General features: G+C 40.3%; 19 protein-coding genes and 1 pseudogene. All 20 read left to right on the forward strand.

The features are described 5' to 3' along the window. Nucleotides 1–106: 106 nt before the first annotated feature. The 20 genes and pseudogenes from wecB (at nucleotide 107) to ABD744_RS02270 (ending at nucleotide 21,844) form a co-directional block, all read left to right on the forward strand. Complete coding sequence (gene wecB / locus ABD744_RS02175; protein ID WP_425562111.1) at nucleotides 107–1,246, forward strand: non-hydrolyzing UDP-N-acetylglucosamine 2-epimerase; 1,140 nt, start codon at nucleotides 107–109, stop codon at nucleotides 1,244–1,246. Continuing rightward, entirely contained in the window at nucleotides 1,246–2,514 is a 1,269-nt protein-coding gene (gene wecC / locus ABD744_RS02180; protein ID WP_344794996.1) for a UDP-N-acetyl-D-mannosamine dehydrogenase, read from the forward strand. Before wecB ends, wecC begins: the two co-directional genes overlap by 1 nt. A 365-nt stretch (nucleotides 2,515–2,879) precedes the next feature. Continuing rightward, nucleotides 2,880–3,032: pseudogene (locus ABD744_RS23135) on the forward strand (DapH/DapD/GlmU-related protein); the annotation flags it as partial. 1 nt (nucleotide 3,033) lies between these two features. Continuing rightward, the gene (locus ABD744_RS02190; protein WP_344795000.1) at nucleotides 3,034–4,182 is read left to right on the forward strand and encodes a hypothetical protein; all 1,149 of its coding nucleotides are present in this window, start codon (nucleotides 3,034–3,036) and stop codon (nucleotides 4,180–4,182) included. After that, nucleotides 4,172–5,368 carry an O-antigen ligase family protein gene (locus ABD744_RS02195; RefSeq protein WP_344795003.1) on the forward strand — a complete coding sequence of 399 codons (1,197 nt, stop codon included), beginning with the start codon at nucleotides 4,172–4,174 and terminating at the stop codon, nucleotides 5,366–5,368. The genes ABD744_RS02190 and ABD744_RS02195 overlap by 11 nt, the downstream gene beginning before the upstream one ends. Next, nucleotides 5,365–6,489: a glycosyltransferase family 4 protein gene (locus ABD744_RS02200; protein ID WP_344795005.1), complete on the forward strand. Its 1,125-nt coding sequence runs from the start codon at nucleotides 5,365–5,367 to the stop codon at nucleotides 6,487–6,489. The genes ABD744_RS02195 and ABD744_RS02200 overlap by 4 nt, the downstream gene beginning before the upstream one ends. Nucleotides 6,490–6,520: 31 nt before the next feature. Continuing rightward, nucleotides 6,521–6,925: an acyltransferase gene (locus ABD744_RS02205; RefSeq protein WP_344795007.1), complete on the forward strand. Its 405-nt coding sequence runs from the start codon at nucleotides 6,521–6,523 to the stop codon at nucleotides 6,923–6,925. A gap of 105 nt (nucleotides 6,926–7,030) precedes the next feature. Then, nucleotides 7,031–7,768 (forward strand): WecB/TagA/CpsF family glycosyltransferase, encoded by a 738-nt coding sequence (locus ABD744_RS02210; RefSeq protein ID WP_344795009.1) that lies wholly within the window; start codon nucleotides 7,031–7,033, stop codon nucleotides 7,766–7,768. 224 nt (nucleotides 7,769–7,992) lie between these two features. Further along, nucleotides 7,993–9,243, forward strand: coding sequence for an outer membrane beta-barrel protein (locus ABD744_RS02215; RefSeq protein WP_344795011.1), 1,251 nt, complete (start codon nucleotides 7,993–7,995; stop codon nucleotides 9,241–9,243). 51 nt (nucleotides 9,244–9,294) lie between these two features. Next, nucleotides 9,295–9,888 carry a polysaccharide biosynthesis/export family protein gene (locus ABD744_RS02220; protein WP_344795013.1) on the forward strand — a complete coding sequence of 198 codons (594 nt, stop codon included), beginning with the start codon at nucleotides 9,295–9,297 and terminating at the stop codon, nucleotides 9,886–9,888. 100 nt (nucleotides 9,889–9,988) lie between these two features. Continuing rightward, entirely contained in the window at nucleotides 9,989–12,211 is a 2,223-nt protein-coding gene (locus ABD744_RS02225) for a GumC family protein (RefSeq protein WP_344795015.1), read from the forward strand. Nucleotides 12,212–12,215: 4 nt separating this feature from the next. Continuing rightward, entirely contained in the window at nucleotides 12,216–12,944 is a 729-nt protein-coding gene (locus ABD744_RS02230; protein WP_344795017.1) for a tyrosine-protein phosphatase, read from the forward strand. A gap of 106 nt (nucleotides 12,945–13,050) precedes the next feature. Continuing rightward, the gene (locus ABD744_RS02235; protein WP_344795020.1) at nucleotides 13,051–13,725 is read left to right on the forward strand and encodes a hypothetical protein; all 675 of its coding nucleotides are present in this window, start codon (nucleotides 13,051–13,053) and stop codon (nucleotides 13,723–13,725) included. A 178-nt stretch (nucleotides 13,726–13,903) separates the two neighbouring features. After that, entirely contained in the window at nucleotides 13,904–15,340 is a 1,437-nt protein-coding gene (locus tag ABD744_RS02240) for an undecaprenyl-phosphate glucose phosphotransferase (RefSeq protein ID WP_344795022.1), read from the forward strand. After that, nucleotides 15,330–15,671, forward strand: coding sequence for a VanZ family protein (locus ABD744_RS02245; protein ID WP_344795024.1), 342 nt, complete (start codon nucleotides 15,330–15,332; stop codon nucleotides 15,669–15,671). Before ABD744_RS02240 ends, ABD744_RS02245 begins: the two co-directional genes overlap by 11 nt. A gap of 3 nt (nucleotides 15,672–15,674) precedes the next feature. Next, the gene (locus ABD744_RS02250) at nucleotides 15,675–17,126 is read left to right on the forward strand and encodes a mannose-1-phosphate guanylyltransferase/mannose-6-phosphate isomerase (protein WP_344795026.1); all 1,452 of its coding nucleotides are present in this window, start codon (nucleotides 15,675–15,677) and stop codon (nucleotides 17,124–17,126) included. A gap of 22 nt (nucleotides 17,127–17,148) precedes the next feature. Next, the gene (locus ABD744_RS02255) at nucleotides 17,149–18,513 is read left to right on the forward strand and encodes a phosphohexomutase domain-containing protein (RefSeq protein ID WP_344795028.1); all 1,365 of its coding nucleotides are present in this window, start codon (nucleotides 17,149–17,151) and stop codon (nucleotides 18,511–18,513) included. A 49-nt stretch (nucleotides 18,514–18,562) separates the two neighbouring features. Beyond that, nucleotides 18,563–19,444, forward strand: coding sequence for a UTP--glucose-1-phosphate uridylyltransferase GalU (gene galU / locus ABD744_RS02260; RefSeq protein ID WP_344795030.1), 882 nt, complete (start codon nucleotides 18,563–18,565; stop codon nucleotides 19,442–19,444). Nucleotides 19,445–19,725: 281 nt separating this feature from the next. Continuing rightward, nucleotides 19,726–20,841 (forward strand): pyruvate dehydrogenase (acetyl-transferring) E1 component subunit alpha, encoded by a 1,116-nt coding sequence (gene pdhA / locus ABD744_RS02265; protein WP_344795032.1) that lies wholly within the window; start codon nucleotides 19,726–19,728, stop codon nucleotides 20,839–20,841. 13 nt (nucleotides 20,842–20,854) lie between these two features. Then, the gene (locus ABD744_RS02270; RefSeq protein WP_344795034.1) at nucleotides 20,855–21,844 is read left to right on the forward strand and encodes an alpha-ketoacid dehydrogenase subunit beta; all 990 of its coding nucleotides are present in this window, start codon (nucleotides 20,855–20,857) and stop codon (nucleotides 21,842–21,844) included. Nucleotides 21,845–21,884 lie beyond the last annotated feature (40 nt).

Raw genomic sequence — 21,884 nt, forward strand, 5'->3', positions numbered from 1 at the left:
TTTAAGCGTGGTGATTGTATGGTATATTGGAACACTGTGTTTATTTAATGTTATTAATAATGATGTCTTTGCATAAACGCTGAGTAGTTAATACAAGGAGTGTATGGTGAAAGTAATGCTTGTGTTTGGGACTCGTCCTGAAGCGATTAAAATGGTTCCTGTTGTTCACGCATTAAAACGAAGGCCTGATTTGTTTAAGGTTCAGGTTTGTGTAACAGCTCAGCATAGAGAAATGCTTGATCAGGTTTTAGATTTGTTTGAAATTACTCCTGACTTTGATTTAGACCTTATGCTACCAGGGCAGAGCTTAGGAGGGCTAACTTCAAGAGCATTACAGGGCTTAGAGTCTGTATTTCAAGAGCAAAAGCCTGATGTGGTTCTTGTTCATGGTGATACAACAACAACTTTTACAGCCTCTTTAGCTGCATTTTATCAGCAGATTTCGGTAGGTCACGTAGAAGCTGGTTTAAGAACACATAATATGTACTCGCCTTGGCCTGAAGAGTTTAACCGTCGTGTAACAGGCCTAGTTGCTAACTATCATTTTGCTCCCACAGAAAAATCTCAAAATAACCTATTACAAGAGAATGTCGATCCTGTTACTACGTTAGTAACTGGTAATACGGTAATTGATGCCCTTCAATGGGTAGTTAATAAAGTCCAATCTGATGACAATATTGCTGCTCTTATGGCAAGGCAGTTCGATTTTATAGATGAAACAAAAAAACTGATTTTAGTTACCGGTCATCGCAGAGAGAACTTTGGTGGTGGCTTTTTAAATATTTGTAAAGCAATCAGTACAATTGCTGAACGTGATGATGTACAGGTTGTTTACCCTGTTCACTTAAATCCTAATGTGCAGAAACCTGTGAATGAAATTTTATCTGGATTTAATAATGTTCATTTGATTGAGCCACAAGATTACCTTCCTTTTGTTTATTTAATGAATCGAGCCTATTTGATATTAACTGACTCTGGTGGTGTACAAGAAGAGGCCCCTTCTTTAGGTAAGCCTGTGTTAGTGATGCGTGATACTACAGAAAGACCAGAAGCGGTAGAAGCAGGTACAGTGAAACTGGTAGGTACAAGCCAAGAAAAAATAGAACAAAATGTTATTTCGTTGCTAGATGATATTGATGCATATAAAGCGATGTCATTTGCTCATAACCCTTATGGTGATGGTGAGGCTAGTGAACGTATTGCAGACTTTTTACAAAATTTAAATCTTAATAGGGAAATAATGTAATGAAGCAAGAGATCAGTTTTAAAACTGTTAGCGTGATTGGATTGGGTTATATTGGATTGCCTACCGCTGCGGTTATTGCTTCAAGAGGCATTAATGTTATTGGCGTAGATGTGAATCAGCATGCAGTTGATACGATAAATAATGGTTGTATACATATTGTTGAGCCGGATTTAGATATCGTTGTTCGGGGTGTGGTTTCTACAGGTAATTTAAAAGCTACGACTAAGCCTGAGCCTGCTGAAGCATTTATGGTTGCTGTACCTACTCCTTTTAAGCACAGTGAAGATGGTAGTCATAAACCAAACCTTGATTACATTAAATCTGCTGCACAGGCGATTGCTCCTGTATTAGAAAAAGGTAATTTAGTAATACTCGAATCTACATCACCAGTAGGGGCAACTGAAAAATTAGCAGCTTGGTTGGCAGAGGCTCGCCCTGATTTAAGCTTCCCGCAAGATAAAGGTGATAGTGCAGATATCAAGGTAGCTCATTGTCCAGAGCGCGTCTTGCCTGGTTATGTTCTGCAAGAGCTAGTAAGTAATGACCGTGTTATTGGCGGAATGAGTAAAGCTTGTAGTGAAAAAGCTGTTGAGTTGTATCAAACATTTGTGCGTGGCGAATGTATTATAACAAATTCACGTACAGCGGAGATGGCAAAGCTTACAGAAAACTCTTTCCGTGATGTCAATATTGCATTTGCAAATGAACTCTCAGTTATCTGTGACAAATTAAAAATTAATGTTTGGGAGTTGATTAAGCTTGCGAACCGTCACCCTCGGGTAAATATTTTAAATCCAGGCCCTGGTGTGGGTGGTCACTGTATTGCTGTAGATCCTTGGTTTATTGTTGATAGTTGCCCTGAAGAAGCAAAAATCATTAAGCAAGCACGCCTTACCAATGATGCTAAACCTCATTACGTTGTTAATAAAATAACAGAAGCTGCAGATCAGTTTAAGAAACCTGTTATCGCTTGCTTAGGTTTAGCTTTCAAAGCTGATATTGATGATTTGCGTGAAAGCCCTGCACTTCAAATTGTAGAAGAGTTGGCTAAATCAGATGTTGGGCAAATCATGGTTGTAGAGCCGAATATAAATGACAGTGAGATGCCAGAAACCCTAATCCAGTCAGAGGTCGAATTAGTAACGTTAGAGAGTGCATTAGAAAAAGCGAATGTAGTTGTTGTACTTGTCGATCATAAAGAGTTTAAATCAGCCGATCGAGTCCAGTTTGCTGCGAAAGTGGTAATAGATTCACGTGGTGTTTTATAGGTGATTCTATGCGTAAGTTAATGTTAGCTATTTATTATCTTAGTTACAAAATATTACCTCCGTCTATCGGGGGACGATTTTATTGGGGGAATGCAATTAGGTTTTTTCTGCTGAGCAGGATTGTGGATAAGTGTGGCTCCAATGTGGTTGTTGATAGAGGTGCTTATATTGGAAATGGCAGAGGTATCCGGGTGGGTGATAACTCAGGGATTGGGCCAAATTCATACTTGCAGGGGCCTTTAGTTCTTGGAGATTATGTGATGATGGCTCCTGATGTAAAGATTTTAACTCGTTCTCATGAGTTTGACAGAACTGATATACCTATGGCTTTACAAGGCCATCAGCCTCAAAGAGGTGTTGTTGTTGGTGATGACGTCTGGATAGGGACTCGAGTTATGATCATGCCTGGTGTCAATATTGGGCGTGGCGTAATTATAGCTGCTGGATCGGTTGTGACTAAGGATATGCCGGACTACGCAGTATGTGCTGGTGTTCCTGCAAAGGTGATTAGGTTTCGCAGTGATAAATAAGCTTGCCAAATACGCTGATCATTTTTTCTTTGCTGGTGCAAATATATTGCTGGGTTCTTGTGTGGCAAAATATGGAACTGAGGGGGCGTTCAATAATTTTGTATTAGGTGTAACTATAGCTCTTTTTGTTTATGGCTTTATCAAATTTGTTTTTGTAAATGCTTTGGCTGTGGGAGTTATTAAGTTTTCTAAAAATACGGTAGCTGGGTTATCTGTTTATCATCTTTGTTTTTCTCTTTTAGGTATAATCTGTTATTACTATGAGACGGCCTATGCCGATATCGTTGTATTTGCTACCTTTCTTATATCTGTATATTTAGGTATTGATTATTATCGTTTCTTTTTTATTGAAAAAGGTTCGTATATAAAGTCTCCATTATTTAGCGTTTTATTTTTCTTTTTTGTCTCGATTAATTATTGCTTAAGTAGTTTTCTTGATGTTGATTATTTGCAATTCTCTATGTGCGTGGCAATGCTAATATTGTTTGTTATTTCTTTTATTCGATTTATTTTTTCTGGAAGAAGGGGAGAGTTTGGTAAGGGAGTTGGAGAATTCCATTCCTGTCTTTATTGGTTAGCGAATTCAATGTTATCTCATGCTCCTGTAGTTTTTATGTCTCTGTATAAACCAAAAATGGCTGCTGGGTTTTATGCACTTAGAACAATATTTAATGTCGTATCAACTTTTCTTCGCCCCAAGGAGGTTGATTTTAGGTTGTCTTTGAAGTACGGGGTGGATGAGAGAAAAGAAGTTTTAGCTTTTCTTAGGTTGGCTTTTTTGATGTTTTGGGGGGTCGCAGTAATTGTTTCCTTACTGAGAGAGAGGATTTTTGAAACTCTTTACTCTGATAGCTTTGATCTAAATTTTGCCGATGTTTTAGTGTTTTCACTTTATATGCTTTTAAATTGGATGCCTCTTTTATTAGAGGGAATTGCAACAAAGCAAGGTAATGTGAGAAAGCTATCTGAAGCTAGGTTTTATGATTTAGTGTTGCTTTTTATTGTTTTAGCGGGTTGTTATCTTATAGATGCAGACTTTATTTTGGTTGTTTTTGTTCTAATGTTATCGGCTATACCTTCATACTTTTTATTGTTTAGGGTTGTTTCTGTAGGTAATAGGAGGGGGTGTGAAGGTTAGAGTCCCTGCTACTCAGAGGGAGTGGATGTCTCTTTTGATGATAATTGCAATATTTGTTGTAGATGCTGTTTTTCGGGTTAGATCATATGATGATAAAAGTTTAGATACTCAGGTCGTTTTAAAATTGTTGGTGTATTGCTGGATCTTTATGTTAGGTGGGCTTCTTCAGAGGGAAACAGGGGTAACTTTTAGATACCTTCATAATAAGGCAGTTCTTCTTTTGATTGTTGGTTTTACTTTGTCTAGTTTTTGGGCGCCTAATATGGCTTATGCTTTGGTAGCCTCTTTCTCTTTATTGTCGTATTTTTTATTTATAACCTCCTATGCTTCGCTTAACGGTACAGATGAGCTTCTTACGTGTATGGCTAAGGCTCTTTTCATTTTTATTTGTGTGTCGTTTTTATTTTATTTTTTTATTCCTGAAGTTGGAAAGATTTCTTATTGGGAGTTTGATGTCTACGTTGAAGGGGGGCGCATGTCTGGTATAGCAGGCAGTGCAAATAACCTAGGTAGAATAGCGTGTTTAGGGGTCATTCTTTCGGTGTATTTTATGGTAAAGGGGAAAACAGGAAGGCTTTATAAATGGCTTCTTATCCTTTCGCTTGCAGCTTTAGTTTTGAGTCTGAATCGCTCTAGTTTTCTTATGGCGATTATTGGAAGTTGGATTGTAACCTTTAGTTGGCGTTATAGACAAATTTACGCTTTGGTTCTTTTAATAGGGGTTATTTGTATTATTGGGTCTATGTTTTTTTTAGAGGACTTACTCCTTATTTTATCTCGGTCTGGTAATCTTGATGAGATTTTAACCTTCACTGGAAGGACTTATATTTGGTCAGTGGTTACGGATCTATTGCTAGAGAAACCCTTGATTGGTTATGGCTATGGCTCCAGTATGTTTGTGCTTCCTGTATATGAATACGCCATTGGGTTTACTGCTTCACATGCTCATAATATGATACTTCAGGTACTTCTCTATCTTGGAGTTGTGGGTGGACTAATTATGATGTCATCATTTATTTTATTCTTTGTTGGTCAAAAGAATATTACAAAAATTCAAATGGCATTGATTGTCTACGTTCTTTACAACGGCTTGCTTGAATCTGGTGCGTTTAATGGACTAGTCAATATTACTACTGTAGCGCTTTTTGTCGCCTTTAATGCTGTCGAAAGGGAGAAGGTAAGTTGAGAATATTAAATATTACTGCGGACTATCCTGATGTGTTTAAGCCGAATAAAACAAAAGCAGTTAAGCTGCTTATTAGTGAAAGTAACCATGATCATTTTATCATCTCAATAAATCGGTGTTCAAGTCCGCATTTAGAAAAGTGGGAGGAAATGGAAAATGGCGTTTCAATATCTTACTTCTCACCGCCTATGGGGTTGATGCTTAGGTTTTTTCTAAGGCGGTTAGCTAGTAAAATTAAAAATTATATTAAAAGTAAATCTATCCTAGTTGATTTTATCGTCGCGCATAAAATGACTGTGGAAGGGCTTATTGCAAAGGATGTTGCAATAAACCTTGGTGTGGGCTACGGAGTCTCTCTTTGGGGGTCAACTGATAAAAAATTTATTAAATTAAAGCCAGAGTTGCAAGGCACTTATAGGGATGTTTATCACGATGCACATATAGTGTTTCCAGCAAGTCCTTGGATTCGTGAATATGTAGAACAAAAGTTGAACTGTAATAGTAGTTCTATAGTATTGCTTCCGGTGGTTACAAATAATACTTTGCCCTGCAGTCCGACGAGTAATGAGATAAACTTTGTTAGTGTTTTTAACCTAGATCTATATCGACTTAAAGGCCTTCCTTGTTTATTAGAAGTTTTATCTGGTTATGAAGAGTCGTGGAGTCTGGATATTTATGGTGTTGGTTCTTTTAAATCTGTAAAGAGTATTCGGAAACTATTACAGAAGCTGGGTATTGATAATAGGGTTCGCTTGATGGGGCAAGTTGATAACGAGAGAATAACTGAAGTGATTTCGCAGTATCATTCTTTTTTAATGCCAACAACATCAGAGACATATGGAATGGTTTATATTGAAGCACTTTTTGCTGGTGTTCCTATTTTATATTCAAAGAATCAAGGAGTTGATGGATACTTTGATGAAGTTGATATTGGTGTGAAAGTGATTCCTAGTGTAAAAAAATCTATATTAAAAGGTATTACTGAGTTGGTGAGTATGCGGTCAGACTATGTAGAAAATATATCAAAGCTTCATGAAAATGGTTTTTTTGATAAGTTTAAGAAAAAGTCAATTGTGAACTCTTTTGATCAAGCGTTAATGGAAGTGAAAGACCATGGTTAGGCGATTTGTACTGTTTTACATTAGAGAGATTTTGATTTGGATTTATTTAAGCTACCTGCGGTTTCGTGGTGTCAATATCTCTAAAGGGGCTAAGGTTTCTCTTAAGTCTCGAATAGATTTTACAAACCCTGGTGGTGTTCATATTGCAAATGGAGCATATGTGGCGTTTGATGCTGTCATTTTGAGTCATTGCTTTGTAAGAGGGATTCATGTGGATACTTTTATTGGGGTGAATTCTTTTGTAGGCGCTGCATCGGTAATTATGCCTGGAGTAACAATTGGCGCCGGTTCAATAGTTGGTGCTGGCTCGGTAGTGACTAAGGATGTTCCAAGCGGCGTTATTGTGGCTGGCAATCCTGCGAAAATTATTAAAAGAGGCATAAAAACGGGACAGTATGGTCTTTTAATATACGATGTTAAGAAATCTACTTCTTAAATTTAAATAATAAGTTCACCTACCCATAAACTTACTCTTCTTTCTTAAGTGAATTTTGAATGTATCTTTTATTTATTTTAATAGGGGTATTATAAGGAAATTATGATGGATCGTATCGAATTTTTAGGTGCTCCAATGGACAGCGCTACCATGTCTGATACTGTGTCGCTGATTGCGGATCGTATTGAGAGAAAAGACTTTCTTCAGCACGTGGTGGTTAATGTCGCAAAGTTAATTAATATGCGTAAAGATGAAGAGCTAGCCCAATCTATTAAAGAGTGTGACCTTATTAATATTGATGGTATGGGGGTTGTGCTTGGAGCGCGTTTCATGGGCCATAAAGTACCTGAACGTGTAGCTGGTGTGGATTTGTTTCACAATCTTTTGGATATGAGTGTTGAGAGAGGTTTTTCTGTATTTCTACTAGGTGCAGAAGAGAATGTTGTAGCGAAAACAGTTGAGAATGTTTTATTGCAGTACGATGGCTTGCAAATCGCTGGTTATCATCATGGTTATTTTTGGGATGATGAAGAGCTGGTTGTTCAGAAAATTAAAGACTCCGGTGCTCGGTTGTTGTTTGTAGCCATTACATCCCCTAAGAAAGAGAAATTTATCAATAAGTGGAAAGACCAGCTAGGTGTTGATTTTGTAATGGGCGTTGGTGGTACATTTGATGTGGTTGCCGGCAAGGTGAATAGAGCTCCTGTGTGGATGCAAAACTATGGCTTAGAATGGTTTTATCGAGTGCTTCAAGAACCGCGACGTATGTGGAAACGTTATGCGATTACAAACAGTTTATTCGCATTGATGTTGTTAAGAGAGAAGTTCAAGCGAAAATCGTAAGTGGTATTCTACCCTCCCTTCTGATCTAGCTGCTAGCTAGAGCTAGCTAAATTTTTATTTGTTGTGCGGAAGTCTTACATTGTTGAAAAAATGGAATGATCAATCCATTAAATAGTGTGATAATGGTGTTGTTCTTACAAATAAAATAGACTACCTCTAGTGAGATGTTACTTAATTTCACATAGAATGCTCCCGTTCTTTCATTATATTCAAAGGATTGATTCATGTCTGATCGCTCTAACTTTTGTTTGAGTTCGTTTTCCTCAAATTCATTGATCTGTAGTTTCGCTTTGGTTTCTCTTTCTTTTGGTTGTTTTTCAGTTGCAAAAGCTGGAGAACCTGCAACCGTCGATGTAGGTATCTTTAAAGTAGCGCCAATTGTTATGTCTGACCAAGAGTATAACGACAATATCTTCTCGCAAGAGAGTGATGAGAAAAATTCTTGGGTTTCAGTGATATCTCCAAGCGTGCAAGCTAAGGCTGATAATGGTGTACACGCTTATTCGCTAGGGTACCAGTTAGAAGCAGGTTATTACGAAAACAGTACGGATGATAATTACATAGATCACCATTTAGATGCTGACGCCGAATGGGAACTAAATCAGCGGCATAAATTAGCAGTAAATGCAGGTTATTCTGCTACGCACGAAGATCGAGGAACTGGTTTTAGTCAAGGTACCGCTACGTTTAATAATGATAGTCCAGATGAGTTTCAAGAGATTAACCTTGGTGCTAATTATACCTTTGGTGGAATTCGTACCAAAGGCCGTTTAGTAACAGCGCTTGAGTATTTAGACGTACGTTTTACCAATCATCGAGGCCAAACTAGAGGTCGCGATCGGGAAGATATTAAGCTGGCTGAGACATTCTACTGGGATATCGGTGGAAGCACTGATGCTTTATTTGAGTTGGCTTATACCAATGTAGATTATAAAAACGATCCTACCAGCGTGAGCGGCTCTACTGATACGTTAGATAATGAGCTTGTTAAAGCGTTAGTGGGTGTTACTTGGCTGGCTACAGGTAAAACCGAAGGTACTGTTAAATTTGGCTACGCAGAGAAGAATTTTGATGATTCAGATCGTGATGATTTCTCTGGTTTTGATTGGTCGGTAGCTGTCAAGTGGTCGCCTAAAGCATACTCATCTTTAACGATCAATACGGGGCGTCGTCAAGATGAATCTAATGGTTCAGGTGATTTTATTGATGGCCAAGATTTTGGATTAGTTTGGAAGCATGCTTGGAGTGACCGCTTTAACACGCAATTATCGACAAACTACTCTATTGAAGATTATAAAGGCGATGTCAACAAGCAAGAAGATGATTTATTGGATTATAGCTTACGTGTGAATTATGAGATGCGTCGTTGGTTAACTCTTGGTACATCATTTACTTATGAAGAACGAGACTCAAATCAAGAAGGAGAAGACTTCACTCGTAACATAGTTGCCTTACATATAGAGGCATCTCTTTAATTTATAGAAGACTAAAGAGCTAAAAGAACTAATTGAAATATGAGAAATCTAATGGGTACCCCTACAATAATCGTTAATTATCTTCAGACTCTTTTAATTCTGTTTTTGTTGTTGATTGGCGCATTTTCTTTGAGTTTATTCTCTCCGCAAGCGAATGCTCAATCGGCAAATGTGCACGGTGGTTTGTCTGAATATTCATTAGGTTCAGGCGATTTGATTAAAGTACAAGTTTACGGTGAGGAGGATCTTACCAGAGAGGTCCGTTTAAGCGATGCAGGAACCCTATCTTTTCCATTCCTGGGAGAGTTTCAAGTACTTGGTCTAACAGTTGGACAGTTACAAACTTATATAACTCAAGGGTTGCTGGGAGATTACCTGGTTGATCCAAAAGTATCTGTAACAATTGTTGAGTACCGCCAATTTTTTATAAACGGTGAGGTTGAGAAACCGGGTGGATTCTCGTTCCAACCCGGGTTAACAGTCCGCAAAGCTGTATCCCTCGCAGGGGGGTTTACCGAACGAGCATCTAAAAAGAATATTTTCATCATTTCTGACTCTGATCCAACGAATACTCCAAAAAAGGTATCATTAAGTGGTTCTTTAAAGCCAGGAGATATCATTACAGTTGAGCAAAGTTTTTTCTAAGGTTGCTGTAGTTCTTTAGAACTGATTTAGGGCGTACTTCATTGATAAACAGACAGAAAATAAAAGTTAGTAATGAGTGTATAGGGTTGGGTTGTAAATTATGTCAAAACTAGAAAATAGCAATCAACAGGGCTCTATTTCTGCTGAGAAGGCTGAAGTCATTGATTTGAGCTATTACTGGACGTTGCTGCTTAAAAGTAAATGGAAAATTATTAGTTTTGCAATTTTTGTAACGATTTCTGTGGCTATTGTTGTTATATCTCTAAAGCCTATCTATAAGGCCACGTCGAGGGTTTTAATTGAAAACTCTCAATCTAAGGTACTGTCAATTGAAGATGTTTATGGTTTAAATACTTCGGGAAAAGAGTATTTTCTAACTCAATTTGAAATTTTGAAGTCTCGCGAATTAGCATTAAGAGTAATTAAACGCTTGAATCTTACAATACATCCATTGTTTGACCCTCGTATCCAGGAGAAATCGTTTGATTGGAAGGCTTATCTACCTATAGATGTTGAAGTTGAGAATGCAGAAGTCTCTGAAGAGCAGATATTACAGTTGGTCGTTGAGAAGTTTCGTAAGTCGTTAATTATTAGCCCTATTCGTAAAACACAGCTAGTCGATATTAGCTTCGAGTCTCGAGACCCAGAAGTTGCATCTTTGGTAGCGAATACTATGGCTGATATTTTTATTGAAAGTCACTTAGAGGCTAAGCTTCTAGCAAATAAAAAAGCGGTGTTTTGGCTGACTGAGCGTTTAGATGGATTAAAACAGAAATTGCAGCGATCAGAAGGGGAGTTGCAAAATTACCGAGTTCAAGAGGGGTTGATTGATGTTTCAGGAATACAAAACTTTGGTACTGAAGAGCTAGAGCAATTAACTCAACGTTATATCGAGGTTCGTAAGAATCGCGCCATTGCAGAGTCTATTTATAAACAGGTCCAGTCATTGGGTGGCACCCCAAGCTTTGAAGAGTTAATGGCACAGCCAAGTATATTAAAACATCAACTAATCCATCGCTTGAAAGAGCGCCACAATGAAGCTGCAATTAAGGTGGCAGAGTTAAGTAAACGCTATGGCCCTAAGCATCCGAAGATGATTTCGGCACTTTCTGAAGTTGATGTTGCATTGAGCCTATTGCAGCAGCAAGTAATTCGAGTCGCGCGGGGAATTAAGGTTGATTATTTAACAGCGAAGGAAAATGCTGCAGACCTAAAAAAGCAGTTGGATGATGCTCGAAAAGAATATCAGATAATGAATAGTAAGGAAGTGAAGCTTCGTGAACTAAGTCGTGAAGTGGAGAGTAATCGTCATCTTTATGAATTGTTCTTAAATCGAGCTAAAGAGACAGGAGAGACAGAAGGACTGCAGACGGCGCATGCGCGTGTAGTAGACTCGGCTGTTGCGCCTCGTTTGCCTATTAAACCAAAGAAAAAACTGATCGTTATGATCTCTTTGGTATGCAGTTTAGGGTTAGCTGCTGTATTTGTGATCTTATTGGATGTATTAGATAGCGCTGTAAAGTCCGTAGAGGATGTTGAACAGAAATTAAAAACAGCTCTTTTAGGCACACTTCCCCTAATTAAAGGCAATAAATCAAAAGTTGCTGTTGATGCATTTAGTTCTGGTAAGCATCCAGGTTTTACTGAGGCCATGCGCACCATACGTACAAGTGTAATGCTGTCGGGAATAGATAACCCTCATAAGGTTATTGTGGTTAGCTCTACCCAGCCAAACGAAGGCAAGTCTACCGTTGCTTTGAACCTGGCTTTGGCTATGGGCCAAATGGAAAAAGTTCTTCTGATAGACGCGGATATGAGAAGACCGACATTGGCTGCCAGCTTGTCAATGGACAAGCGGTCTGTAGGTTTGTCCAACTTAGTTTCTGGAAGTGATGAGCCAAAGAGTTGTATCCATAAAAATGAAGACTTGGGTATCGATGTAATACCTGCTGGTGTGATACCTCCAAATCCTTTAGAGCTGATTTCTTCGTCACGCTTTAATCAGGTATTAACTAAGTTGTCAGAGCACTATGATCGAATCATCATTGATTCTGCTCCTGGAAGCGCAGTGAGTGATGCCTTGGTGTTAGCATCTTATGCCGATGCGTTGGTGTTTGTGGTTAAAGCGGACTCAACACCAGCTCCTCATGCTCAATCTGTATTGAAGCGCTTTAGAGACCATGATGCCCCCATACTTGGTGTTGTATTGAATAAAGTAGATATGGATAAAAATCCAGTGTATGACGATTACTACAGTTATAACTACGAAAAAGGGTTAAGTGAACAAGGACAAACTTTGAAAAAAGGTCGGTCTGCAGCCTAGTCTTATGATTGATTTACATTGTCACTTATTGCCAGGTATTGATGACGGCCCCTCTAACTTAGAGGAGTCACTGGCGTTAGCTCAACAAATGGTTCAATCTGGTGTGACCCATGCAGTGCTAACGCCTCATGTTCATCCTGGGCGATGGGATAACACGAAATCAACCATTGAGCCCCATGTTATTGAGTATAAGAAAGCTTTGGCCGACGCCTCGATACCTTTAACCGTTGGGTTTGCTGGTGAGGTAAGGATCAGCCCGGATATTCTTAACGCCTTTATGGAAGGGGAGTTACCTTTTTTAGGTGAGTTAAACGGCCAAAAAGTTTTATTGCTCGAGCTACCTCACAGCAATATTCCGCTTGGCACGGATAAAATTATCAGTTGGCTTTTGTCTAAAAACATTCGAGTAATGATTGCTCATCCTGAGAGAAATAAGGATGTGATGAGACGGTATGAAAAGTTAGCGCCTTTGGTCGACTTGGGGTGTTTATTTCAAGTGACGGCCGGATCTTTAATTGGCAACTTCGGAGAGCAGGCGGAATTGATTTCAATTCGAATGTTAGAGGCTGGACTGATAACCATTTTGGCAAGTGATGCTCATCATGTAGTTCGCAGGCCATGTAATTTAGACCAAGGCTTTGCAAAGGCTTCAGAGGTAGTGGGTGGAAATGAAGCACTAAATTTGGTCAAAGGTATGCCTTTAGAAATATCAGCTTCTCAGTTTACTGTTTAATGGCGGAGTTTCGTTGAGGGTGCTTAGAGCTAAAAAAAATACGTTGGTTTATGGTGTTATTTTCACTTTATCCGTGCTGCTATTGAATTCTTTTAAGGACTTGATCATGGATGTGAAAGTTCATCAAGTTGAACGTGGAGAGAGGCTTTGGTCTCAAAATGTGCACAGCCTGAGCCCAGATAGAATTAACCATGCTCGCAAGATAATGAAAGAGGTTTTATTTTTTAGCCCTTTTAATCCTGATTATCTTCAAATTGCAGGCAGATTAGGCATTTGGAATGATTATGCTGAATGTGCAAATAGTTCAGGCTCGAAAGTTGCTGAATCAAACAATGAAAATAAAGAGACGGATGAGGCGACTTGTAGAAATGAAGCAATTGATGCCTACACGAATCTTTTCACTGACAGTCAGAGTGTCAGGCCTTATTGGCCCTACAGCTATTCTGATCAGGCTTTATTGTTATCCTTTTTTTTAGATGATAATGCAGCCAGAAAAGATGCGTATTACAAAAGCTGGGCGCTGGCGTTTGAGTTAGGGGGCAATGAACCGGGTGTTTCTTTATCATTGGTTCAAGCGTCTTTAAATGGCTGGGACCTTGTTAGCTGGAAACATAAAGCGAAAGTGGTTGGATTGGTTCAGCAAATAGCCTCAAAGCCTGGCGTTGAAATTTTGGGTGTTTTAAATGTCATTGAGCAATACGGTATGACAGAACAGTTTTGCAATGTGTTGTCACTCCAAGAGGGTGCTTCCAAGTTTGTAAGGCAAAAATGCAGACTTTAGCTATGAGGTTTGTCTGTTTCTCAATTGTTTCATATTGCTTGGTTATAACTTATTTATATTGAAGATAAAGTGGACTAGAACAGCGCAAAGTTGTTACGGATGATTTTGTTGGTTGATTTGATGTTTGTAATACGACCTGTTTCAGGAAGAACCAGGTGACAAAAGGAGAGGTGCTCAGGTGAAAGGTCAACAAGGGTTAATTAAACCTTATGCTTCCAAGTTTGTTTTTATATCAAGGTTCCTTGATTCTTTTTTAGTGGTTTCAGCGGTTGGTATGCTGGGTATGTTGAATGACCATACAGTGCCTCTTGAGTACTGGGTTGCAGGCTTGCTTGCCGGTCTTTTGCATCAAATAATGGCTGAATTTACTGAGATTTATCGTTCTTGGCGTTCTGAAAGTCTTTGGGCGGAAGCTAAGCAGGTCGTGCTTTGTTGGGGGATTTGTTTCGCCTTAGTATATATCGTAGGTAAATTTACTGTACTTGAAAACAGTTTATTTGCTTGGCCAGAAGTTTTTGCCTGGTTTATTTTTACGATTACTTTATTGCTTTTTTGGCGTCTTGTGGTTCGGGTTGCTTTAAGGCACTTAAGAATAAAAGGCTATAACTCTCGAACGGTTGCTATCGTGGGAACTGGTTCTTTGGCGCAGCAGGTGGCGAACAGACTTAGGTATTGCAGTTGGGGTGGCTATAAAATAGATGGATTCTATGATGACAGAAAAATTCATAAGCACTTGGATGATGATTGCAGACGTGCCTCTGGTTCAGATCACTTAGTTAATGACATTATCGGTAGTTTTTCTGATTTGGTTGAAAAAGCTGAAGCAGGAGAGCTGGACAGTATTTTTATTGCGCTTCCTATGCGGGCAGAGGCTCGAATTCAGGAGTTGCTCGATAGGCTTTCTAATTCGACTGCTTCGGTGTATGTAGTGCCAGATTTGTTTGTCTTTGAGTTGTTGCATGCTAGGACGATCAATTTGAATGGTATCCCTGCGTTTGGTTTGATTGGGGAGCCGATGAGTGGCTTAAACGCTTGGCTAAAACGTGCAGAAGATATTATTGGTTCGCTGGTCATTTTATCGGGGATTGCTATTCCTATGCTAGTTATAGCAATGGGCATCAAACTGACTTCTAGGGGACCTGTTATTTTTAAACAGCACCGTTATGGCTTGGACGGCAGGCCTATTGAAGTATATAAATTTCGTTCAATGACGGTATGTGAAAACTCGGAAGTGGTAACTCAAGCCACTAAAAATGATATGAGAATAACACCTTTTGGTGGTTTTTTACGCCGAACTTCGTTAGATGAGTTACCGCAATTTATTAATGTCTTACAAGGTCGTATGTCGATTGTTGGACCAAGACCTCATGCGGTAGCCCATAATGAGGAGTATCGGGTACTTATCCCTGGTTATATGCGACGCCATAAAATTAAGCCGGGCATTACCGGCTGGGCTCAGATTAATGGTTGGCGTGGTGAAACGGATACGTTAGAAAAAATGGAAAAACGTATTGAACATGACCTTCACTACATTCATCATTGGACGCTCTGGTGGGATGTCAAAATTATTATCAAGACAGTTTTTAAGGGCTTTGTTGGTAAGAATGCGTATTAATAGAGGTATTGTAGTTTTTTCTGGTGTTTTATTTTGTATTTTAGCTGCGGGGTTGTACCCGCAGCCAATTCCATTGTTTTTTCCCTACTTTGATCTAGTTCTACACTTTGTTGCTTTTTTTGTTCTTTCTGGCCTAGCATTGTTCGTTTTTCCTTCGGATAAAATATTAGCAGGCATTGTGTTATTGTTGCTTTTAGGTGGTTTTATTGAACTATGCCAAAAGCTTATTCTTACCGAAAGGTTTTTTTCATGGACTGATTTGCTGGCAAACTCTTTAGGTATTTTTATGGCCTGTATTTTGTTTTCTGCGTTTAAGTTAAAAAGGAAGTAAAGAATGTCTAAGTCTTCTATTTTACCTGTAATCATGGCTGGTGGTTCTGGGACTAGAATGTGGCCGCTGTCCCGCTCTCAATATCCGAAACAGTTTTTAACTCTTTGTGACTCTTTTTCGATGATTCAATCAACGGTTGAGCGTTTGACGGGGCTGGAAGCGTTTGGGATTAATTCTGATAACTCTGTTGTTATTTGCAATAACGATCATCGATTTATTGTTGCTGAGCAATTAAGACGAATTGATAAGCCTGCGGGTTCCATTATCCTTGAGCCTGTCGGTAGAAACACGGCACCTGCAATTGCCTTGGCTGCGTTGAATGCTCTTAACCAAGGGAACGATCCAGTTTTGCTGGTTCTGGCAGCAGATCATGTCATTCAAGATAAAGATGTATTTCATCAGTCAGTAAAGCACGCTTTGTCGTATGCAGAAGAGAACCAATTGGTTACTTTCGGGATTGAGGCAACGGCTCCCGAAACGGGTTATGGCTATATTCAAAGAGGTAGTGAGGTATCTCTTGAGGGTGATGATGATTGTCTTGGTTATTCTGTCGCTCGCTTTGTAGAAAAGCCTGATCAAAAAACGGCTGAAGAATATTTGGCATCGGGGGAATACTACTGGAATAGCGGGATGTTTATGTTTAAAGCCAGCCGCTATTTGGAAGAGTTAAAGTTGCACAGACCGGATATTCTCGAAGCATGTGAGCAGTCATTAGCTGGCTCAAGTATTGATTTGGACTTCTTACGATTAGACGATGAGGCATTTGCGAAGTGTCCGGATGAATCAATTGACTATGCGGTTATGGAGAAAACAGATCAGGCCGTTGTGGTTCCTATGGCAGCAGGCTGGAGTGATGTGGGTTCCTGGTCTTCTTTATGGGATGTAGAGAAAAAGAATGCAGACGGTAATGTTCTTAAAGGCGATGTGATATCTCAATCCACAGGAAATAGTTATGTTCACTCTGAAAGTCGCTTGGTGGCGACAGTCGGTGTCGATGATCTTGTGATTGTTGAAACAAAGGATGCTGTTCTGGTTGCACACAAGGACTCTGTTCAGGATATAAAATCCGTCGTTAGTACTCTTAAGAAAGAAGGGCGGAGTGAGTGGCAGTCTAATCGAGAAGTGTATCGGCCATGGGGGGTGTATGATTCGATTGATCATGGGACTCGTCATCAGGTCAAACATATCACTGTAAAACCAGGTGCCAAATTGAGTGTTCAGATGCATTACCACAGGGCTGAACATTGGGTGGTTGTTTCTGGCACTGCAAAAGTTACCGTTGGTGAGGAAACTTTCTTGGTTTCTGAAAATGAATCCACTTATATTCCTATTGGTATTGTTCATGCGCTTGAAAATCCAGGCAGTATTCCTTTGGAACTGATTGAAGTTCAGTCTGGCTCTTATTTGGGGGAGGACGATATAGTTCGCTTTGAAGATAGGTATGGTCGCTCTTAATCTTTTATCCGGATACTTATAAATGACTGAATTGACATGTTTTAAAGCTTACGACATTCGTGGAAAGTTGGGCGATGAGTTAAACGATGACATAGCTTACCGGGTTGGCCGAGCCTTTGGGGAACTTTTAAAGCCTAAAAAAATTGCAGTTGGTGGCGATGTACGTTCAACCAGTGAGCAACTGAAGCAGGCTGTTGCTAGAGGGTTAATGGACTCGGGGGTGGATGTGGTTGACCTCGGAGAGGTGGGTACAGAAGAAGTTTATTTTGCGGCATTCCATTTGGATGTTGATGGTGGCATTGAAGTTACCGCTTCCCATAACCCAATAGATTACAATGGTATGAAGTTGGTTACCAAAGGCAGTAGGCCCATTTCTGGAGATACGGGTCTTAAGGAAATCCAACGGCTGGCGGAATTGAATTCGTTCCCTGAAATTGAGACCAAAGGGGAGTATTCTAAGCTTTCCATTCTGAACGATTATGTTGATCATCTATTAACGTATGTAAATACGTCACAGCTTAAATCGCTAAAGCTCGTGGTGAACTCAGGTAATGGAGCTGCTGGTCATGTCATTGATGCGATTGAACAGCAGTTTCAGAAGCAAGGCGTCCCTGTTGAGTTCATCAAAGTGCACCATGAACCGGACCCAACATTCCCTAACGGAATCCCAAACCCTTTGCTGCCGGAGAATCGGAGTGCAACGTCAGATGCCGTTATTGAGCATAATGCGGATATGGGTATTGCATGGGATGGGGACTTTGACCGTTGTTTTTTGTTTGATGAACAGGGCGCATTCATTGAAGGCTATTATATTGTCGGTTTGCTTGCCGAAGCCTTTTTGAAAAAGGATCACGGAGCAAAGGTGATTTATGACCCTCGTTTGACCTGGAATACTCAGGAAGTTGTCAGTGAGGCAGGTGGCGTTCCTATTATGTCTAAGACGGGGCATGCTTTTATCAAAGAGCGCATGCGTAAAGAAGATGCCGTGTACGGTGGTGAAATGAGTGCTCACCATTATTTTAAGGATTTTGCGTATTGCGATAGTGGTATGATTCCCTGGTTGTTGGTTGCTGAACTGATTTCAACAAAGGGTGCATCACTATCCTCAATGGTGAGAGACAGAATAAATAAGTTTCCTTCTTCAGGAGAAATTAACTCTAAGTTAGAGAACCCTCAAGAAGCCATTCAACGTGTATTAACCAGGTATCAAGAAGAGGCTTTAGACGTTGATTATACCGATGGTATCGGTGTTAGTTTTAGTGAGTGGCGTTTTAACCTGCGTAGTTCTAATACCGAGCCTGTGGTTCGTTTAAATGTCGAGAGTCGTGGAGATACGGCCTTGATGGAATTAAAAACTAAAGAGATTTTAGGCATACTTCGTGCTTAATTCTGTATGCTGTCGTTATTTGAAATAAGAGTTTATTAAGGATTGAACTATGAAAGCTGTTATACCTGTTGCTGGTCTTGGTACAAGGATGTTACCAGCCACTAAAGCAATACCTAAAGAGATGCTGCCAGTGGTTGATAAACCGCTGATTCAGTACGTTGTGAATGAAGCTATTGCTGCTGGTATTAATGAAATTGTACTGGTGACACACTCAAGTAAAAATTCCATCGAAAACCACTTTGACACCAGTTTTGAACTTGAAACCCAGCTGGAACGTCGTGTTAAGCGACAGTTGCTTGATGAAATTCGTGCAATATGCCCTCCTCATGTGACCATCATATCGGTGCGTCAGAACGAAGCAAAAGGTCTGGGGCATGCCATTTTATGTGCACAGTCGGTGATTGGTGATGACGACGTCGTTGTCATGCTTCCTGACGTGTTAATTGATGATGCAGCAAGTGATTTAAAGAATGACAACCTGGCTTCAATGATTCAACGCTTTAAAGAAACCCGATCAAGCCAAATTATGGTGGAAGGCGTTCCTGAAGAGATCGTTGATAAGTATGGCGTGGTTGATTTGGGTGGCGAAGATCTTGACGTTGGTGAAAGTAAACCTATGACAAGTATTGTTGAAAAACCAAAAAGGGAAGACGCGCCTTCGAACCAAGCGGTTGTTGGTCGCTATGTTCTTTCTAAGTTTATTTGGCCATTGCTTCGTAAAACACCACTAGGTGCTGGCGATGAAATCCAGTTAACCGATGCCATTGCCATGCTAATGGATGTTGAAACGGTTGAGGCATATCGTATTGTAGGCAAGAGCCATGATTGCGGCAGTAAAATTGGTTACATGAAGGCCAATGTTGAATATGGTCTTCGTCATGCTGACTTAAATGGTGAATTCAAACAATACTTAAAAGACATTGTTAAGTAATAAGTCTGATAAAATTTTTAACAATTAATTTTTGATAAAAGTTCAATTTACTTATTTGATCCGGCTGGCTTGTTTGGTCTGAATTAAATTCTTTATGAACAATAAGTTATCAGAATTTGGTTGATGAATAGAGCCCTGCTTTTTTCCTGAAAGCGGGGCTTTTTTATGTGTGTTTATTTTCAGGTAGCTGTTCTCTGCAACGTGTTTAAAGCAACTTTGACTAAAATAGAGTCAGGGCTTCGTTTTACTGAGCTTCGTACTTTTGTGAGTAAGGAGAGCTTATGACAGAGTTATTGCAGGTTGAACTAAAGCGGTTTCTCAATGCTGGTGGGGAAGTCATCACTGATGATGCCCGCGCTGGTGTGATATTAAACGACTCGGAATTATTACAAAGCGCCTATCGTTGGATGACTCTTACGCGGTTGTATGATCAAAAAGCGGTCGCATTGCAACGAACAGGACAAATGGGAACCTACCCGTCATCGTTAGGTCAGGAAGCCGTTGGCGTGGCTGTTGGCTTGGCAATGACTGAACAGGATACGCTCGTTCCCTATTATCGGGATCACGCTACCATGTTAATTCGTGGAGGCAAAATTCGGGATTTACTACTGTATTGGGGAGGCGATGAAAGAGGGTGCAGTGGAGGCTACCCACAAGATTTTCCTGTGTGTGTTCCTATTGCCACGCAATCCTCTCATGCCGTTGGTGTTGCTTCTGCCATTAAAATACGAGGTGAAGAAAATGCCGTTGTTACCACCATTGGTGATGGTGGTACTTCAAAAGGAGATTTTTTAGAAGCCTTAAATCTGGCTGGTGCCTGGCAGTTACCTGTTGTGTTTATCATTAATAATAATCAGTGGGCAATTTCGGTTCCAAGGAACATACAGTGTGGCGCCAAAACCTTAGCTCAAAAAGGCGTTGGTGCAGGCATTCCTTTTGTTCAGGTGGATGGCAATGATTTTTGCGCACTGTACTCAGCCCTGCAAGACGCGCTTGTTCGTGCAAGAGCCGGGAAAGGCGCAACGCTGATTGAAGCGGTTACCTATCGTCTTGGAGACCATACCACCGCTGATGATGCAACACGATATCGCTCTCCTGAAGAAGTCAAAGAGGCCTGGAAAAATGAGCCGATCAAACGCTTACAAACGTATTTGGTTCAAAAAAACTGGTGGTCTGAAAGTAAAGAGAAAGATTGGCAGGCGGAATGTGACAAATTGGTCGAAGAAGGAATAGAGGCATATAAAGCAATACTTCCTGAACCAGCCGAAGCTATGTTTGACTATTTATATCATGATTTTCCGGAGGTGATGTCGGAACAGCTGGAATTGCTTTACCAAAAAACGGAACGTATCGAACGATTGAAATCCAGTGTTAATGATGCCTCAAACGATGCCTGAGAAGGAGTAAATTATGAACGAAAAGATTCATGAAATTACTTTGGTTGAATCGGTAAATTTAGCACTGGCTCATGAGATGCGTGTCGACGAGCGTGTTGTCGTTCTGGGTGAGGATGTGGGGGTAAATGGCGGTGTTTTCCGGGCGACGGTCGACCTGCGAGATGAGTTTGGTTTCAAGCGCGTAATGGATACACCATTGGCGGAAACGCTGATTGCCGGGATGAGCATTGGCATGGCCGGGCATGGACTAAAACCTGTGGCTGAAATTCAGTTTATGGGGTTTATCTACGCTGCCATGGAGCATTTGGTTTCACATGCAAGCAGGTTGCGTAATCGAACAAGGGGACGCTTGGAGTGCCCTCTCGTCATCAGAGCGCCTTTTGGTGGGGGTATTCATGCTCCGGAACACCATTCCGAAAGTACCGAAGCTATTTTTGCTCACATTCCTGGCTTGAGGGTGGTGATACCGTCTTCACCGACACGCGCATATGGTTTATTGCTGGCCTCAATCCGCTGTCCCGATCCGGTGTTATTTCTTGAACCTAAGCGTATTTACCGAATCGACCGACAAAAAGTGATCGACAATGGTGAAGCACTTCCTCTGGATACTTGCTTCACGTTAAGACAGGGGAGTGACATCACACTGGTGAGCTGGGGTGCTTCCATTCGAGAAACACTGATAGCGGCTGAAGCACTGAGTAAAAAAGGTATTGAGGCTGAGGTGATTGATTTGGCCTCGATTAAACCATTCGATTTAACTACGATTTTGAACTCGGTTAGGCACACGGGCAGATGCTGTATTGTGCATGAGGCTTGCCGTTCTTTTGGTGTGGGTGCTGAAATTGCGGCCAGTCTGGCAGAGCATGCTCTTTTGGATTTAAAAGCGCCTATAAAACGGGTGACGGGGTTTGATACGGTGATGCCTTATTTTAAGAATGAGCATTATTATTTACCGAATGAACACGACATTGTAGATACCTGTGAACAGCTGATGGCATTTTGAATGCTGCTCATGCTCGTCTTGAAAGACTGAGCGGTGTTGG

It is taken from the genome of Litoribacillus peritrichatus, assembly GCF_039537985.1.
GTDB classification, from domain to species: domain Bacteria; phylum Pseudomonadota; class Gammaproteobacteria; order Pseudomonadales; family Litoribrevibacteraceae; genus Litoribacillus; species Litoribacillus peritrichatus.

Bases quoted from the DNA above. Each gene is read 5' to 3' on its own strand.
- wecC (WP_344794996.1), top strand. From the start codon at position 1,246: ATGAAGCAAGAGATCAGTTTTAAAACTGTTAGCGTGATTGGATTGGGT.
- ABD744_RS02210 (WP_344795009.1), top strand. From the start codon at position 7,031: ATGGATCGTATCGAATTTTTAGGTGCTCCAATGGACAGCGCTACCATG.
- ABD744_RS02215 (WP_344795011.1), top strand. From the start codon at position 7,993: ATGTCTGATCGCTCTAACTTTTGTTTGAGTTCGTTTTCCTCAAATTCA.
- ABD744_RS02220 (WP_344795013.1), top strand. From the start codon at position 9,295: ATGGGTACCCCTACAATAATCGTTAATTATCTTCAGACTCTTTTAATT.
- ABD744_RS02225 (WP_344795015.1), top strand. From the start codon at position 9,989: ATGTCAAAACTAGAAAATAGCAATCAACAGGGCTCTATTTCTGCTGAG.
- ABD744_RS02230 (WP_344795017.1), top strand. From the start codon at position 12,216: ATGATTGATTTACATTGTCACTTATTGCCAGGTATTGATGACGGCCCC.
- ABD744_RS02235 (WP_344795020.1), top strand. From the start codon at position 13,051: ATGGATGTGAAAGTTCATCAAGTTGAACGTGGAGAGAGGCTTTGGTCT.
- ABD744_RS02245 (WP_344795024.1), top strand. From the start codon at position 15,330: ATGCGTATTAATAGAGGTATTGTAGTTTTTTCTGGTGTTTTATTTTGT.
- ABD744_RS02250 (WP_344795026.1), top strand. From the start codon at position 15,675: ATGTCTAAGTCTTCTATTTTACCTGTAATCATGGCTGGTGGTTCTGGG.
- ABD744_RS02255 (WP_344795028.1), top strand. From the start codon at position 17,149: ATGACTGAATTGACATGTTTTAAAGCTTACGACATTCGTGGAAAGTTG.
- galU (WP_344795030.1), top strand. From the start codon at position 18,563: ATGAAAGCTGTTATACCTGTTGCTGGTCTTGGTACAAGGATGTTACCA.
- pdhA (WP_344795032.1), top strand. From the start codon at position 19,726: ATGACAGAGTTATTGCAGGTTGAACTAAAGCGGTTTCTCAATGCTGGT.
- ABD744_RS02270 (WP_344795034.1), top strand. From the start codon at position 20,855: ATGAACGAAAAGATTCATGAAATTACTTTGGTTGAATCGGTAAATTTA.